Annotated in this window: 9 protein-coding genes; 6 read left to right on the plus strand and 3 right to left on the minus strand. The window is 42.0% G+C overall.

What is annotated here, in order from left to right; all coding sequences use genetic code 11:
- Window positions 1-273: 273 nt before the first annotated feature.
- Complete coding sequence (locus FBB35_RS10430; RefSeq protein WP_174709574.1) at window positions 274-1,578, plus strand: P-loop NTPase fold protein; 1,305 nt, start codon at window positions 274-276, stop codon at window positions 1,576-1,578.
- Here the strand turns inward: FBB35_RS10430 and FBB35_RS10435 are convergent.
- Entirely contained in the window at window positions 1,573-1,767 is a 195-nt protein-coding gene (locus tag FBB35_RS10435) for a hypothetical protein (protein WP_174709575.1), read from the minus strand. The two genes, FBB35_RS10430 and FBB35_RS10435, sit on opposite strands and share 6 nt — an antisense overlap.
- A gap of 113 nt (window positions 1,768-1,880) precedes the next feature.
- Here FBB35_RS10435 and FBB35_RS10440 point away from each other — a divergent pair, with 113 nt between their 5' ends.
- Complete coding sequence (locus tag FBB35_RS10440) at window positions 1,881-6,794, plus strand: tetratricopeptide repeat protein (protein ID WP_174709576.1); 4,914 nt, start codon at window positions 1,881-1,883, stop codon at window positions 6,792-6,794.
- A gap of 166 nt (window positions 6,795-6,960) precedes the next feature.
- Here the strand turns inward: FBB35_RS10440 and FBB35_RS10445 are convergent, their stop codons facing one another.
- Both FBB35_RS10445 and thrC read right to left on the minus strand, forming a co-directional pair.
- Entirely contained in the window at window positions 6,961-7,236 is a 276-nt protein-coding gene (locus FBB35_RS10445; RefSeq protein ID WP_174709577.1) for a ubiquitin-like small modifier protein 1, read from the minus strand.
- A gap of 80 nt (window positions 7,237-7,316) precedes the next feature.
- A complete protein-coding gene (gene thrC / locus FBB35_RS10450; protein WP_174709578.1) occupies window positions 7,317-8,633 on the minus strand; it encodes a threonine synthase in 1,317 nt (438 codons plus the stop codon).
- A gap of 832 nt (window positions 8,634-9,465) precedes the next feature.
- On the opposite strand from thrC, the gene FBB35_RS10455 reads away from it, so the two are divergent.
- The 4 genes from FBB35_RS10455 to FBB35_RS10470 all read left to right on the plus strand — a co-directional run bounded on the left by FBB35_RS10455 (window position 9,466) and on the right by FBB35_RS10470 (window position 18,364).
- Window positions 9,466-11,946: a hypothetical protein gene (locus tag FBB35_RS10455; RefSeq protein ID WP_174709579.1), complete on the plus strand. Its 2,481-nt coding sequence runs from the start codon at window positions 9,466-9,468 to the stop codon at window positions 11,944-11,946.
- Window positions 11,947-12,118: 172 nt separating this feature from the next.
- Window positions 12,119-12,682, plus strand: a complete 564-nt coding sequence (locus FBB35_RS10460) for a DUF11 domain-containing protein (RefSeq protein ID WP_174709580.1) — start codon at window positions 12,119-12,121, stop codon at window positions 12,680-12,682.
- Between the two features lie 145 nt (window positions 12,683-12,827).
- A complete protein-coding gene (locus FBB35_RS10465) occupies window positions 12,828-14,378 on the plus strand; it encodes a DUF11 domain-containing protein (protein WP_174709581.1) in 1,551 nt (516 codons plus the stop codon).
- Window positions 14,375-18,364 carry an Ig-like domain-containing protein gene (locus FBB35_RS10470; protein ID WP_174709582.1) on the plus strand — a complete coding sequence of 1,330 codons (3,990 nt, stop codon included), beginning with the start codon at window positions 14,375-14,377 and terminating at the stop codon, window positions 18,362-18,364. The genes FBB35_RS10465 and FBB35_RS10470 overlap by 4 nt, the downstream gene beginning before the upstream one ends.
- The last annotated feature ends 129 nt before the right edge of the window (window positions 18,365-18,493 follow it).

Genomic DNA, 18,493 nt, shown 5'->3' on the forward strand with positions numbered 1-18,493 from the left:
GAGTTTTAGCCTTAACTGAACCGTATTGGGTCATATCATGTCCGCCCAAAAGACCTCTCCCTGGTTTTACTACGCAAAACCCATCCCTCTCCGACTCGGAGAGGGACAGACTTGAACGCAATTTAAAGGCAGGGAAAGGTCTGTCGAACTCACATTTTTTATGGAAGTCCTTAATCAATCGCTTTGAAGAAGTTTTTTCCGAAATAGCCGCTTTATCGTCTGTATAATCACTTAAATGAGCAAGAGTGTCAGGCTAATTTCGGGTGATTTGTGATGAAACTAGATTTAGTCAGGTTTTTTCAAGCTTGCAACCCCAGTAAAACTCTGGTTGTGAGCAAACCGGAGGATAGGCAATATTATATTGATTTCTCTAAAGTTCGTGGTGCCAAGATTATTGAAGAACTCGGGCGAACTATCACCCGCCTTGCACCAGAACAACCTACCTGTCAATTATTTACCGGACATATTGGCTGTGGTAAATCCACTGAGTTACTGCGACTTAAGGCAGAGTTAGAGCAGCAGGGATTTCATGTGGTTTATTTTGAATCTAGCCAAAGCCTCGATATGGCTGATATTGATGTTACAGATATTTTACTAGCAGTAGCTCGTGAGGTGAGTCAAAGTTTAGAAGCAATCAAAATTAACCTTAAACCAGGATACTTTAAAAATCTATTTACGGAAATTTCTGAGTTTTTGCAAACGCCGCTAGACATTGGGGTGGAGGCTGAATTATCTATGGGTATTGCCAAAATTACTGCCAAAACTAAAGATAGTCCCAAACTCCGCGGCCAGTTACGGCAATATTTAGAACCACGCACCAATGGCATTTTAGAATCAATTAACAAAGAATTGCTCAAGCCTGCTGTAGAAAAACTCAAGCAGCAAGGTAAACAAGGACTGGTGGTAATTATAGATAATCTCGACAGAGTGGATAATTCTTTGAAGCCTTCGGGTTATTACCAGCCAGAATATCTTTTTGTAGAACGTGGTGAACAGTTAAACCAGCTAAATTGTCATGTTGTTTATACCATTCCTCTAGTGTTGATTTTTTCCAACGCTTTAGGAAGGTTAACAAATCGCTTTGGCGTAGACCCCAAGGTTTTGCCGATGGTTCCTGTGCAATTGCAAGATGGTTTACAATTTTCACAAGGAATTACGCTACTACAACAGATGGTCATGGCGAGGGCTTTTCCTGGTGTCAGTTGGGAACAAAGTCAGAATTTAATTACCGAGGTTTTTGATAGTCCTGATACTTTAGAACGACTTTGTTTAGTTAGCGGCGGTCATTTGCGTAATTTGTTAATGTTATTATTTCGCTGTCTTCAGCAAGAAGACCCACCTCTGTCGCGGGAGTGTGTAGATAGGGTGATTAAACAACGCCGCAATGAGCTAACTTTGGCAATTACACCCGATGAATGGGAATTACTACGTGAGGTAACGCAAGAGAAAAGCTTGAGAGGTCATGAAAGATACGAACTTTTGCTCCGCAGTATGTTTGTATTTGAATACCGGAATGAGGATGGTTCTTGGTTTGATGTCAATCCGATTTTGGCTGAAGCCAAGGAATTTAGGCTATAAATCGGCTGTAGGGACGTAGAGTTGTACGCCTAACTTATGAGGTATTTTGTCAAATTTCATAACGTTAGCTATATCAACAAGTCCGGGAGCTATATCAACAAGTCCGGGAGCCATATCAACAAGTCCGGGAGCTACATCAACAAGTGCGGGAGCTATATCAGCAAGTCCGGGAGCCGTGTCAGTTGTCATCTTCACAACTACAGCTTTTTACAACTAACAAAAATTGTCCGTCGTTCTTCCTGCCTCCAAACCCGTAGCTTTGTACTTCATACAAAAAAACTGCTGAAAAACTGCTGTATATTATGATTAATCAGCAAGAGCCAGAAAATTTACCCTTTGACAATGAACGTTCATTGCAAACTTTGGTGCGAGCAATTAACCTTTCTCAGGGAGAATTTTCACTGACTTTGCTGCGCTGTAACTATGCAGCTTTCCGTCAAGATATAGTACAACGTCTACACCAACTATCTCCTGTTAAAATCCGTGAAATTACCTTACCCGTGTCAGTGAAAACTCTTTACACGTCTATAGGTGAAAAATTGGGAGATGAACAGCCATCAGCGTTAATGGTTTTTGGTTTGGAATCGGTTAAAGATATTGATACAGTTCTAACTTCAGCTAACCAAGTACGAGAGGAGTTTAGAAAAAACTTCCCGTTCCCAGTCATGTTACTGGTTAATGACCAAGTTCTGCAAAAGCTGATCAGATTAGCGACAGATTTTGAAAATTGGGCCACAATAATTCATTTTGCGATCACAACTGCTGATTTAGTTCAATTTATCAAACAAACTGCTGAATCGATTTTTGCTCAAGTTTTAGATGCTGGCGCAGGAAAATTTCTCGATAATTCCGCAATCAACTTGGCAATCGGTTCGCCGCACCGCGTAGAACTTGAGTTAGCACAAGCTGAACTGCAAAAGCGGGGTGTGAAGTTAGACGCAGAACTAGAAGCCAGTTTAGAATTTGTTCTGGGTCGAGATGCGGTTTCGATGGAACAGTCACGCCAGCATTATGAACGCAGTCTCGCACTTTTGCAACAGAGTTCTAAACTAGAACAGCAAGGCTGTGTACTGTACAATTTGGGGTTATGGTGGCGTACCTACGCCGTGCAGCATTTAACAGAACAACAAAATGCTTGCTCGAACGCTAAAAATTATTATTACAAATGTCTCGAAATATTTGAGCAGGCGAATCGTCCTGACTTGGTAGCAAAATTTATTAACGCTTTGGGAGAAGTACTACAAAAGCTTCAGCAGTGGGATGAATTAGAAATAGTTGCTCAAAAAGCTTTAACTCTATATCAAACTTATTCTGATTGGTTCAGAAAAGCAAGAGCTTATGGATTTCTCGCTGAAGTAGCACTTGCTCAATCTGCTTGGAATAAAGCTGAAAAAACCGCCGAAAAAGCGCTTTCTATTGTAGCTAGTAACCAATCTATCCAAACCAAGGCTAATTTAGAATTGGTGCTATATTATCATCAAGGTTGGTATTTGTTTGCACTAGCCAGAGCGAGACAGCAGCTTAATAAGGTGAAAGATGCTTTAACTACCCTAGAAACTGCGAGAAAAGAAACTAAACCTCAATACGATCCAGAGCTTTACGTTCGGATTTTGGAGAGGTTGCAAAGCATTTATTATCAAGAAAGTCAGTATCTTGCAGCTTTTCAGATTAAGCAAGAGCAAATTAAAATTGAACATCAATATGGTTTTCGTGCTTTTATTGGGGCAGCTTATTTAATTCCTCGGCATGAGGTAATTAACCCGGCACTAGTGCAAGGAGAAAATCTCATAAAAGTTGCTCAAGAAATTGCTGTTTCTGGTCGGCAACAAGATGTCAATCGGTTGATGAAACGAATGAGCCGGACTGACCATAAATTGACTGTATTTCATGGTCAGTCAGGAGTAGGTAAAAGTTCAATTTTGAACGGGGGACTGGTACCAACATTGCAATTACAATCAATAGATGCGCGTGATGTATTACCTATTGTCATGCGAGTTTATACAGATTGGATGGCGATATTGGCAAAATGTTTAGCAGATAATGGTACATCTAGTAATTCAATAGAATTTATCTGTGAGAGTTTGCGGAAAAAATCCGAGCGGAAGTTAACAGTTTTAATTTTTGACCAGTTTGAAGAATTTTTCTTTGTTTACACAGACCAAAGTAAAAGACAGCCATTTTATAAGTTCTTGCAACTTTGTTTGGATATTCCTTTTGTTAAGGTTATTCTCTGTCTGAGAGAAGATTATTTGCATTATTTATTAGAATGCGATCGCCTGTTAAATTTTAGAGCAATTAATAACAATATTTTAGATAAGGATATTCGTTATTATTTAGGAAATTTCTCTTCAAAAGATGCCAAAGCTGTTGTACAAAGTCTGACTGAACAAACCCACTTTTACTTAGAACCTGAGTTAATCGCTCAATTAGTAGAAGATTTATCAGATGAACTTGGCGAGGTACGCCCGATTGAGTTACAAATCGTCGGTTCGCAACTTCAAACAGATAAAATTACAACTTTAGAACAATATCTTCAGTCAGGAACAAAAGAAAAACTAGTCGAGCGATTTTTAGAAGAAGTTATTAAAGACTGTGGTTCTGAAAACGAACTCTGTGCCAGAGTAGTTTTATATTTACTAACAGACGAAAAAGGTACTCGCCCCTTCAAAACTTCTGACGATTTAGCAGAAGATTTAAAAACAGCAGATATTGTCTCAGAAAAAGAAAAACTAAATCTAGTTTTAGAGATTTTAGTTGGTTCGGGGCTGGTGTTAAATATTCCTGAAGATCCTGCTAACTTATATCAACTAGTTCATGACTATCTAGTATCTTTTATCCGGCAGTCACAACAAGCAAGAAAATTAGAAGAACAGAAAAAGGAAAAGGAACAACGACAACACGCTGAAGCAGAACTAAATCGTGTTCTCAAGCGACAACACAATGACGCAAAACGACAACGAAATTTTGCGATCGCAGGAGTCACTATCATGTCCATTCTGGCAGTTATAGCTGTAGGATTGGGAGTGCGGGCAGAATCTGAAAGGCAAAAGACAGAACAAGCTGAGACAATTGCGATTAGTAAAGCTTCGGAAGCCCTTTTTGCCTCAAATCAAAGGTTTGAAGCACTTAAACAAGCCATTAAAGCAGGTAAAAAACTCCAAGCTACAGACTGGGGAAAAACTGATTCTGAAATTCGTACCCAAGTTATAGCGGCATTACAACAATCAGTTTACTGGATAGTAGAGCGCGATCGCTTGGAAGGACACAAGGCTCTAATCTGGGGTGTGACTTTCTCACATAATGGTAAGTTGATTGCCTCAACTAGTTATGACCATACTATAAAACTCTGGAATCTAGATGGTAGCGTTTACAAGACGCTAGAAGGACATAAAGATAAAGTCTTAGGTGTGAGTTTTTCACCTGACGATCAAACAATTCTCTCCGGCGATTTCCAGGGTGTTGTAAAAATTTGGAGGCAGGACGGTACACCATTAGGAGAACTTAAAGAACACGGTAATAAAGCACATAGTAAGGGAGTTTATAGTATCGATTTCTCACCTGATGGTAAGACAATTGCCACAGGAAGCCGGGATGGCAAAGTCAAACTCTGGAAGCGAGATGGTAGCTTATTCAAAACCCTAGAAGCGCATAAAGATGGAGTTAATAGTGTCGCTTTCTCACCAGACGGTAAGATGATTGCCACTGGTGGAAGAGACAAAACTGTGAAACTCTGGATGTACGATGGTAAGTTTGTGCAAACTGTAAAAGGCTATGACGACTCTGTTTGGGATGTAGCCTGGTCAAGCGATAGCCAGACAATTGCGGCTGCGGCGGGTGGTGCTGCTGCTACTGGTAACGACAACAGGGTAAAACTCTGGAATCTAGATGGCACTTTAAAAGATTTTAAAGCGCATAAAGATGGAATCAATAGTGTGGCTTTTTCACCCGACGGTAAGATGATTGCTACAGCTAGTGACGACAAGAGTGTAAAGCTTTGGAAGCCTGATGGTACATTACTCACAACTTTATCAGGACATACCAATGGAGTTTATGCAGTTAGGTTTTCACCTGACTGTAAAACCCTAGTTTCTGCCAGCGCTGACGGTACGATGAAACTTTGGCAAGTTGGTAATACCAGTTGCTTACGCAACGCCAAAATTGCTATTTCTTCTAGCGCTGACAGCACAATGAAGATTCAGTATGGTAGTGGCGTGGTAAGTATCCTCAACGGTCATAGCGATCGGGTTAATCAGGTATATTTCTCACCGGATGAAAAAATAATTGCCTCAGCTAGCCGTGACAAAACAGTAAAACTCTGGAATCGCGATGGTACTTTAGACAAAATTCTTGATGGGCATAGCGATAACGTTAGTTTCTCACCTGATGGTCATACGATTGCTACCGCTAGTGATGATAACACAGTGAAACTTTGGAATCGTGATGGTAAATTACTGAAACCCTCTTTTGAGAACAGCGATAAGATATTAGGCTTGAATTTCTCACCCAATGGTCAGTTCATCGCTTTGGGTAGCATGGACAACAAAGTAATAATATTACGGCGAGATGACATGAAGCCTCAGATTCTCAACAAGCATGACGACTGGGTAAGGGCTGTAGCTTGGTCGCCAGATGGTCAGATGCTAGCCTCAGCTAGTGATGACAACACCGTGATACTTTGGAAGCAGGACAACAAAGGCGAGTTTTATAGATATGAAACTCTCCCAACGGAAAACGGGCATAACAGCTGGGTTTTGAGCGTTAGCTTCTCACCGAATGGTCAAATGATTGCCACTAGTAGTAATGATAAGACGGTGATACTTTGGAAGCAGGACGACAAAGGGGAGTTTCATTGGTACAAAAAGTTGAAAGGGCACACAGATCAAGTTAATAGCGTGAATTTTTCACCTGACGGTAAGATGATTGCTACTGCTAGTGATGATAAAACTGTAAAACTCTGGACGCGCGATGGTAATTTAATCACAACTCTGACTGGGCATAGCGATTACTTATTAAGCGCAACTTTCTCTGCCGATGGCAAGACTCTGGCCTTGGGCAGTGCTGATGGGGCTATAATCCTCTGGAATTTGAATGAGCTAAATCATCTCAATAATCTAGATAGCTTACTGGAGCGTGGTTGTGATTGGCTGCATGATTATCTGAAGAATAACCCGAATGTGAATCCGAGCGATCGCAACATCTGCGACGATATAAAGTAAGAGTTAAGCGAGGTTTTACGACAAGCCACTTTGCGTCTACGCACTTTCTCAAATCATCTCAGGCTATCACTAGGTTTTTAACTTATTCCCAGTATCAGACTGAGAATAAGTTGATCTCTCAAAGGTTTGTCTACTAAGTCTTTTACTTTATTTAATGTTCTCTGTATTAACCACCAGCAACAGCAGGGACAATACTTACTTCATCACCATCTTTTAGGGCTGTGTTGATACCGTCTAAATAGCGGATATCTTCGCTATCGACGTAAAAATTTACAAACCGACGTAACTTTCCTTCGTCATCGCACAACCGGGATTTAATCCCAGGAAAGCTTTGTTCTAAAGTATCCAACAATTCAGCAATGGTGCTACCGTTGGATTCTAGAGTAGCTTGATTATTAGTCAAATTCTGAAGAGTCGTAGGAACTAAAACTGTTACAGCCATAAAAGTACAAAGTGAAGAGTTAGGAATACAGTTAAGAGTTAGGAGTCATGAATAAAAAACTCATAACTCCTAACTGCTAACTAAACGAGAACTTGTTGCCATTCCAAGCGATCGAGAGTACGCGATCGCTCTAGGGCGCGTTCAAAACTATCTAGTTTAGCATCAATAGTCAAGGGTTCACCAACATAGCCTTGGATTGCTTCTTGGGTTTTCAAACCATTGCCGGTGATGTAAATCACGGTAGTTTCATCTGGATCAATTTTGCCAGCTTCTACCAGTTTTTTCAGCACGGCCACGGTTGTACCACCAGCCGTTTCTGTGAAGATGCCTTCGGTTTCTGCCAGCAACTTGATGCCATCAATAATTTCTGCATCATTGACTGATTCAATGTTACCACCAGTTTTCTGAGCTAACTCCACAGCATAAATACCGTCTGCTGGATTACCAATCGCTAGCGATTTCGCAATTGTATTTGGTTTAACTGGTTTAATAAAGTCGCGTCCTTCTTTAAAGGCTTGAGCAATGGGTGAACAACCTTCTGCTTGAGCGCCACTGAAACGGACTTTCTTGTCTTCTACTAAACCAACTTCTATAAATTCTTGGAAACCCTTATAAATTTTTGTAAACAGCGAACCAGATGCCAAAGGAGCAACAACATGATCGGGTAGCTCCCAGCCTAGTTGTTCAGCAACTTCAAAACCTAGCGTCTTGGAACCTTCAGAGTAATAGGGGCGCAGATTAATATTGACAAAACCCCAGCCATGTGTATTGGCAACTTCTGAGCAGAGACGGTTTACTTGATCGTAGTTACCCTTGACGGCCATCAGCGTTGGGCTGTAGATCAAGCTACCGATAATTTTACCGGCTTCTAAATCTGCGGGGATGAACACACAACAGTCTAAACCGGCATGAGCTGCGATCGCAGCTGTAGAATTTGCTAAGTTACCAGTACTAGCGCAAGAAACGGTAGTGAAACCCAACTCTCGCGCCCTTGATAGAGCAACTGACACTACCCGATCCTTAAAGCTAAGGGTGGGCATATTAACCGCATCATTTTTTATATAAAGCTTATTTAGACCCAGGCGACGGGCAAGACGGTGAGAACGAACCAAGGGAGTCATCCCCGTTCCCACATCTATAACATTGTCAGTTGCGACAGGCAAAAAGGGACGGTAACGCCAAATTGAATTTGGCCCGGCTTGGATTGTTTCACGAGTGACAGTCAGACGGAGGGCGCTGTAGTCATACTTGACTTCTAACGGCCCAAAACATAACTCACAAACATTACTGGCTTTGAGTTCATATTCCGCACCACATTCTTTACACTTTAAGGCTTGAAAGTAGGCAGTACTGGTCTGAGTTGGGGTTTGTGTTTGGGTTTTGATTGCCTGAGTCATAACTAGCTTTCCCTGTTTGTCTGTCGGCTGTCGACTGATAGTAACACGAGCAAAAATACCAGTCAAACATACCCGACATGTTTAGTCGGGTATTCTTAGTGTTGAAGAAATGATTACTGTAAAATTTTCATACACGTAATTGTCATATTTGGTATTTACACTTGCATTCACTTGTTCTGAAATTAAATAATAGTTTCAGTTACTCAGTCTAAACACTGAGTAAAGGTATGATTAAATCGCATCAAAGCTATGATTTATTTGCATTTTATTAAATCAATATCACTTACTTTAGCGATCCAGATCACTTAAACGAATTTTTATTTGTTTATACCAGGGACTTTAAACATGATTTTGAATACATAGCAGCGAATCTTCAAAATTGCTTGTATATATAGGCTGTAGCTCGTTTACTTTCTGTTTTAAATACTAAAATTGCTATATGTATTGCCAAAATAAAGTTGGTTTTTTAACTTTGACGCGTTTATTCATCCTTAGAGAAGTTACTTATTTATACGGAAGATTTTTTAGGCTGCAAAAGTTACATTACTACTTGCATAGATAATTTAGTAGGACACAATAGTAAGTTAACCATATTTGCGATCGCTAGCTTTGATAATCAACGGTAAATGTAAAGCAAGTAGGCAATAATTTTTCTGTCTATTGCCTTAATCTAGTTTTTCCGCAGTAGCCAATAAATTAACTTTTCCTATACAAATTGCCCAAAACCTTAAGGCTTTGGGCAACTGTAGTCGGTAATTCTTTAAGGAATTGCCGAACTTCATCCTGTCTCGAAACCCAAGATACAAGTTCAGCAAATAAACAAACTACTTTCATGGTAAACCGAAAAAAATTTGTCAACAAGCAACGCCAATGCTATCAATCTCTAGTAGCAACAGCATTATTAACTAGTAGCCTTTTCCAATTTATTGCACCTGTACTAGCTGACGGGACAGCTGGTGGTCAATCTATCAGTAACACAGCGACTGCTACCTACGAAGATCCCAACGCGCCAGGGACAACTATAAATGCCACCTCTAATACTGTAACAGTTACTGTGGCAGAAGTTGCTGGGATCACCGTCACTGCCTCTGGTGTTACAGATAACAATGGTGGCGCTGTTGGAGTTAACGATTTACTAACCTACACCTACACCCTAACGAACGTAGGTAACGACCCCACCAAATTCCATATTCCCAATCAAGCAACGACAACCGGGCCTGGTACAGTTTCTGGTGTACTTCCTGCTGATAAAAATGGGGTAACACCAGCTAGTGGCACACTCCAATATAGTACTGACGGTGGTGCAACTTGGACAAATGTAGCAGCAGGTGGTGTAGATACAGCCTCAATTCCGGTTAGCGGTACTGTGTTGGTGCGTGTGCCAGTGACTGTACAAACTGGCGCTCAATCTGGTGACGTAATTAAAGTTACCCTTGGTAATACTCCTGGTGATGCCCAAAACCAACTGCGTAATCCCGATGGTGGTGACGTTTACACTGTAGATAACGCTGATAACGCAGGTGGTGGGGAAGTTCCTGGCGCACCAGTTAACGGTACACGAGAATCTAGTATTACCCAGCAAATTCAAGTGGGTAACACTGTTAAAACCGTTGCTCTAGCCACAATACTCAAAACTCGGACAGCCTATAGCGCTGGTGATGCTTCCGTACTCAATGATGATTTGCTGACTTATGGTTTAAGCTTGCGAGTCGAGAGCAATGACGTAACCAATCGGGGACTCACACCCGCAGCTTTAGCTGGTACAAATATCAATGTAGATGGTAGCCTTGTTCCTCGCATCTTAGTTTCTGATGCACTTCCAGCATCCACAACTCTTAATGGGACTCCAACCGCTCCTTCAGGATGGATAGTGGTTTACGCTGGCGAAGATCCTGCAACTATAAATGCTGATCAGGCTCTGTGGAAAACTGACAAAACTCAAGTAACAGGCGGTATAGTCAAACGGGTTGGTTTTATTAACAATCCTAACTCTATTTCTTCAGTTGCCACTGGGACAACCGTTACGGGCTTTACGGTGCAAGTAAAGACCACTGGAATCACAGGAACAACAGCGACAAATGTTAACAACATCGCTCAAGTGTTCGGTAAAACTGCTGGCGATCCAAATAGCCCCCTACTCTTCGACGATTCAGGTGATCAAAACCCAGATAACATCAACCCCTCTACAGGAGTCTTTCCTACTACACCTGACGCTGGCTATTATCCCACTACTCCCGGTAATGTTGACACAGGCAATAACAACCAAGGTGCTAATTCTGTTACAGGAAATGTCAACGTTTATACTGTTTCAGTTGCCCAGGCAAACTCAGTTTTAAACGGGCCGAATAATGCACCGGATGCTACTGGACCATCGGGTTTAACCAACGATGACTTCACCAACAAATCTTCCTTTGTTCCTCCTAACACAGCACCTGGTAGTACACTTGATCCGCAATCGGTTGGCTTCACTAATACAATTAAGAACAACGGTACTGCCACTAACGACATCACAATAGTGCCAACGAAACCAGCAAATCTTACAGATTTACCAAATAATACAAAGGTGACTGTTAGCTATAATAGTCAGTCTGCTGTTTATACCTACAACAGTGCTACTGGTGTTTTTACCATCGCAAACGGTAATACACCAATTAAAGTCTCTGCTGTTCCTGCTGGTGGCATTGTTAATTATGGTGTAGAAGTTGACTTACCACCCGGTACGCAACTATCGACTGATATTGGTAAGGGATTCCCAGTACCCATTACAGCTTTCATTGACAGCAATAATAATGGTGTAGTTGATCCTCTTGAAGTCAACAACATCTCCATCGATCGCGTCTACACTGGCTTCTTAAAACTGTTGAAAATGTCACGAGTTCTACAAGGAAGTGGCCCAGCAGTGCAAGGGACTGATGGCACATTCAGTACCACTCCGAAGAATCCTGCACCAGGAAACATTATTGAGTACCAAATTCAATACACAAATATTTCTGATGTTCAATCTGGAACTGGTAACGTGATTTTGAATGCTAACAAAGTTGTGATTACTGAAGATGGTACAGCAGGGGGCAACAACTGGGCCCTAGACAACGACAATAACACTCAAATTGATACTAGCAACATTGTTGGTTCAGCAAAGGATTCTGGGGCTTCAACTATCCAGTTCTTCAATGGTAATCCAGCTACTAACTCTAGCATCGACCAAACCGGAACCACGCTAAACACTGATGTCACAAAGTATGTAAATACTGCCACTGGACAGATTGCACCTGGTGTTCAAAGAACATTTATTTTCCAACGCAAGGTTAACTAGATAGTTTGATTTCACCCCTCTTTAATCTGCAAAGAGGGGGTGTATACCACACCTGTATTTGTAGCTGGTGCTTTAATCCTAAAGTGCCAACTACAAAATGATTGTTCCCCAGCGAAAACAGGGAAAGATAAATCAGCAATCGGCATTATGAAAATTTTTTGAGGTTATTGATATGAAGCGTTTTTCTTTTGCAAGTTTAGGAGCGTTCGCACTTATTGCTACAGTGCCATTTGTTGGTCAAGTGCCAGGAATCGCTTCTCTATGGCATTCTACCAGTGCTGTTGCCCAAAATGTCAAAACTCAAGGGCAAATACAATTGCGCTTAGAAGCTGAAAAGCAAGTGATAGCACAGGATCAGCAGGGTAAGCAAAGTAAGACATGGCAACCTTTAAAAGGTCAAGCTGTGGTGCAACCTGGTGATGTGTTGCGATATACATTAAGTGGCGAAAATAAGAGCGATCGCCCCGTAAAGAATTTGATTCTCAATCAACCTATTCCTAAAGGAATGGTATACATACTGAAATCTGCAATTGCCACTAATGATACTAAAGTAACCTACAGCATTGATGGCGGACGCAGCTTTGTCGAAAATCCCACTGTTAAAGTTACTCTTCCTGACGGGAAAGTGGAAACAAAACCAGCACCAGCGAATGTTTACACCCACATCCGTTTGCAAGTGCCATTAGTTCCGGCCAAGAAAATGGTTAAAGCTACTTATCAAGTCCAAGTTCGCTGATTCGTTATGCCTGATATCACCCGCCTGTAGCGACTTTTTTGGGATTCAAGAGCGAAAAACAACATGCTTTATAAGGAGAATCGGAGGGATCTTCGATAGATAAACAAGTGCTTTTATTAACAAAAAAAGTGGCATTCCAGAGGAGATGTGTTCAGTGAGCCGTCCTCAAAATAAAAAACAAATTACTTATAGGAGTAGCTGGTATCAAAGGTTAACAGCTACTGTTCTTCTGGGAAGTTTTTTGCAAACTACTATATCTATACCAGCGATCGCACAACAGACTAACAATCGGGGTGCGTCTTTGCCATTAATCAATCAAGCTACTTATACTTATACAGACTCTGCTAATAATCAAAAATATGACGGAACTTCTAGTCAGCTTAATGTTAGTCCTAGCCCATTAGTCGATCCATTAGGGCGGATATTAGGTTGCGCTGGTACTATTTTGCCTGACTATACAGGTTTTTCAGTTGGCGTATATGAACCTAACTCTAGCGATCCAACTGGGACAGAACTAGGTAGCTTAGTTTCTTTGACTCGAACAGAGTTACCCGATATTCCTAATAACAATGTTCCTGGCGGTAAGTCGCCAAATACCGAGAATAGTAACCCCTACTTCGTTACGAATAACCCTGCGGGTGTCTACAATTTCCTACTCGATCCGAATAAGGGTCAAACTGATCCAGGTAGAACTTATATTTTCGTAGTTAATCCACCACCAAATTCTATCTACAAGCAACGGCGGATCAAGATTGAAATCCTTGGTAGCACTGGCACACAAGGTAATAACATTGTGCGATATCTTGCTACTTCTTTAGATGGTCAACCAATTACTCTTACAGGTGAAACTAGGGTAGAGCAAACGGTTGTCTTAGTTCCGAATGCAGAAGTAGTAGGACTGGATTTATTAGCCTTTGAATTCAGTACAAATCTGTGCCAAGCCAATCAGTTGCAGATTGTCAAAACAGGCGATCGCGCTACCGCTGAACCTGGAGATACGGTAATCTACCGGATCTCGGTCAAAAATCTCGCTGATGCTGGTTTAAATAACATATTTGTCACCGACAACTTACCTTTAGGATTCCAGTTTTTACCTAAATCTGTACGGGGTGAGTTAGATGGTCAAGCAATTACTATCACCTCAGAACGCAATGGAAACACGGTGACATTCCGCACAGATACAACAATTCCTACGGGAAAAACTCTGAATATTGCTTACGCGGCTCAACTAACAGCCGATTCACTGCGTGGTAATGGTCTCAATAGTGCGATCGTGAATGCTCAACGAGCTGATAACCGTTTTAGCACCAAGGATGGTCCAGCAACGCACCAGTTAAAAATTCGTCCCGGAATCGTTTCTGATTGTGGCACGATTATCGGTCGCGTGTTTATTGATAAAAACTTTGACGGTGAACAACAACCTGGTGAGCCTGGAGTCCCCAATGCAGTGATTTTTCTGGAGGACGGAAACCGCATTACTACAGATCCGAATGGTTTGTTCTCCTTAGCTAATGCCTTACCAGGAAGTCATACAGGCGTACTAGACCTCAGCAGTGTACCAGGTTACACCCTTGCTCCCAACCAAAAATTCCGCGAACGGAATAGCCAATCTCGCCTAGTGCGTTTAGAACCTGGTGGCTTGGTACGTATGAATTTCGCTGTCACCCCCGCCTTCCAGGAGCCAGTCAAAAAATGAAACCCAGACTGCACCATACAACTATTTTCAACCTGAAGCTGATGGGGGTAATGCCGATAGCTCTGAGTCTTGTTTTGTATCCTGCCATAGTTAAGGCAGAATCTACAAATGAAAATCTTTTTTTAACCGATTTGCCTTCACAAGCAGACAAGGGTGTCGGAGATCCTGAATTTTCAAGGGATCTAGAAAACCTCTCTCCTAAGACGGGAGAGGCTTTGAATTCTCCCCCGTCCTTACAAGAGAAGGAGGCTAGAGGTTTGGTTTTTCCAAATAATCTAAAAAACCAGGATGAGGATCAAGCGGATCGGAATAAAGTTGCTGAAAAAAGCATGGATTCAAGTTCTCTCCATCTTTTGGGAAGTTCTGACAAGCAATTTCTACCTCTTGAACTTCCTTCAACTAATACTTCAATTCCAGATGTTCAGCCAAGTGAAACGGAAATACAAGTATTTCAACCAGCAACTTCTGTTGATTTGCCCAGAGGCTTAGACAAACTAGCAGTCATCAAGAATGAAGGACGCAAAGACACAAAAATAGAGCTTTCAACTTCTCCAACGGAAATACAAGTATTTCAACCAGCAACTTCTGTTCAATTGCCCAGAGGCTTACGCAAAATAGCTGGAGTAACTGAGGAAAATCAGAAAATTCCCCCCACTTCCCCCGTCTCCACAGGAATAAAATTCCTGATGCCAACGGCTAACAACATTGTGGATGTTCCTGCTACCACAGTGATTGTGCAATTCCCTGTCGGAAGCACAGTAGAATTACGGTCTAATGGTGTATTAGTAGATCCTTCCTCAATTGGACGAACAGAAAGCGATGCCAATACTAATTTAGTAAAGCAGACATGGTATGGTGTCTCGTTAAAAGAAGGTAATAACACCATCTCTGCACAAGTAGTAGGAGGGACAGAACCCCCTGTAACGGTGCAAGTCGTAGTCCGGGGAGCGCCACAGAAACTAACCTTAGAAACTGTTGAGTCTCGTATCCCGGCGGATGGACGTTCTACAGCGACAATCAAGGGTCAACTGATCGATGCAAGTGGTAATCGCTCCAACCGTGATGCTGTTATCACTTTAGTACCTACTGCTGGGGAGTTTGTTGGAAAAGACTTCAAACCAGATCAACCCGGATTTCAAGTAGAGGCGAAAGCGGGGCAATTTACAGCTAGGTTGCGATCGCAGCTAAAAGCAGAAACTGTCACAATTCGCGCCATAGCTAATAATTTAGAAGCCTTTACTCAACTACAATTTGAAACCTCACTGCGTCCGAGTTTGGTAACAGGTGTAATAGATTTACGTTTGGGTGCTAAAGGTACAGATTATTACGGTAGCTTCCGCGATTTTCTCCCGCCTGACAAAGATAACAGAACGCAATTAGATTTCCATTCCGCGATATTTGCCACTGGTGCGATCGGAGAATGGTTGTTTACAGGCGCATATAACAGTTCTCGTAATCTCAATGAAGATTGCAACTGTGATAATCGCCTGTTTAGAACTTACCAATCCAGCGAGCAAAATTATCCTGTCTATGGCGATAGCTCGAAAGTTGATGTTGTAGCTCCTTCCATTGACAGCGTATATCTGCGTCTTGAGCGTTCAACTGGTATCCCTGGAGTCGATCCTGATTATGCCATGTGGGGTGACTACAACACAGAAGAATTTGCTCGGCGATCGCAGCAATTTACTTCCATCACCCGACAACTCCACGGTTTTAAAGCTAATTACAACCTAGGAAACCTACAAATAACAGGTTTATATGGCAACCACTTAGAAGCATTCCAACGAGATACCATTGCTCCTGATGGTACTAGCGGTTATTACTTCCTCTCTCGCAGAATACTACAACCAGGTAGTGAAAATGTCTTTATTGAGTTAGAAGAACTCAATCGTCCTGGGACTGTACTAGAACGGAAACAGCTTAACCGTGGGCCAGACTATGAAATCGACTACGATCGCGGTACTTTATTATTCCGCGAACCCATGCTTCGTACCGATATCGATCAAACCGGACAAGTATTGGTACGCCGGATTGTTGTTAGCTATCAATATGACAGCGAAGACTCTGATAGCAATATCTATGCTGGTCGTTTGCAATATAACCTTTCCCGCAAACTTAACCAGGAAAGTTGGATAGGAGCAACTTATGTCCAAGAAAGTCAGGGAGTACGTGACTTTCAACTCTATGGTGCAGATGCGCTAATTTCTTTGGGTAATCAAGGTAGGTTAATTGCAGAATATGCCCATTCCACTAATGATTCTGATGTTGTAGGAAAGGTTAGTGGTGAAGCATACCGATTGGAAGCTGAGGGACAAATTACTAACGGGATTCAAGGTCGTGCCTATTATCGCTTTGCCGATACAGGTTTTGCTAATAATGCCACTATCAGCTTTGTCCCAGGACAAACCCGTTATGGAGCGCAGGTTACAGCTAAACTTAGTTCAACCACTAACGTCAGGGCGCAGTACGACCACGAAGACAATTTTGGCATTGCTCCCCAACCCTTAGATACCTTTGAAGAACTGTTTGCACCCCGTTATGAGTCGATACCTGGTAGTAAGGTTGATAATTCCTTAACGACGATTTCCGCCGGCATTCAACAACGTTTGGGTAGCGCCATTATTGATTTGGATTGGATTCATCGCCATCGGGAAGACCGCATTCCCGACAGTGCCCTCAGTGGTACTTCCGATCAATTGCGATCGCGTTTTACAGTTCCTATTGCTAAAAATCTGACTTTTCAAGCCCAAAATGAAATCAGTTTATCTTCCCAAAAAGATAGTGTTTACCCAGACCGTACCATCTTCGGGCTGAATTGGGCAGCAATTCCTGGTGTCAATATCAGTCTGGCGCAACAGTTTTACACTAGTGGTCAATATTCGGGTAATTCCATCACCAGCTTGAGTGTCAATGGTGAACACAAACTCGGATCGGATACTACCTTGACTGGTCGTTACTCAATTTTGGGTGGTGCAAATGAAATGACTACCCAAGGGGCGATTGGTCTAAATAACCGTTGGACTATTGCTTCGGGATTGCGGCTGAATGTTGCTTACGAACACGTATTTGGTAACTTCTTCGGACGGACTGCGGCAGGTCAACAATATGCTCAACCCTTCGCCTTTGGTCAGTCAGCATCTGCGATCGGATTTGATGGTGGCGATAGCTACAGCGTGGGGCTGGAATACAGCGATAATCCCCAGTTTCAAGCCAGTGCCCGTTACGAACATCGTTCTTCTTCTGGTGGTAGTAATACAGTAATTACCGCAGGTGCTGCGGGTAAAATTTCTCCGGCTCTCACAGCGTTGGTACGTTATCAACAAGCTGGTTCATCCAATCAAAAGCTTTCGGGATTGGGGGATACAGCTACTTTAAAGTTGGGACTAGCTTATCGCGATCCCAATAGCGATAAATTTAATGCCTTATTGCGTTATGAATATCGCAAAAATCCATCAACTATCCCTGACACCATCCTCTTAGGTAGTGGTACGGGTTCCGAAGACCATACTTTTGCTTTAGAAGCTATTTATGCTCCTAATTGGCAATGGGAATTTTATGGTAAGTATGCTTTGCGTAACAGCACTTCTTACATAGCCAGCGATTTAGCTGGTACTAGCACAGTAAATTTGGGGCAATTACGCGCTACTTATCGTTTGGGATATAGCTGGGATTTGGTGGGTGAGGCTCGTGTAATTAGTCAGTCTAGCTACAGCGAAACAGGCTTTGTTCTAGAAACAGGCTATTACCTCACGCCTAACCTACGTGTTTCTGCTGGATATGTGTTTGGTAAAGTTGACGACCGAGATTTCTCAGGAACACGTTCCGCAGGCGGCGCATATTTGGGTGTCAGCGTCAAACTCAACGAATTATTTGATGGCTTTGGACAGCAAAAACCAGTGCCACGTCAGCCACAAGAATCTGCAATGAAAACTTTGGTAGGTAAGCTCAAAGCTGCAACGAGTGGGATGCAAAAGCGTGAAATATAAAACAACTATTTAATAAAAACAATGCCACTATAAATCTGAATACAAATGGTAGATTATTTACGATTTTGGGAAAGCTAAATACTGATGATTTGTTTGAGGTGAATCAGCCCTCATTGATGATTATGGTTA

The sequence above is a fragment of the Nostoc sp. TCL240-02 genome (genome assembly GCF_013343235.1).
In the GTDB taxonomy this organism is placed as follows: Bacteria; Cyanobacteriota; Cyanobacteriia; order Cyanobacteriales; family Nostocaceae; genus Nostoc.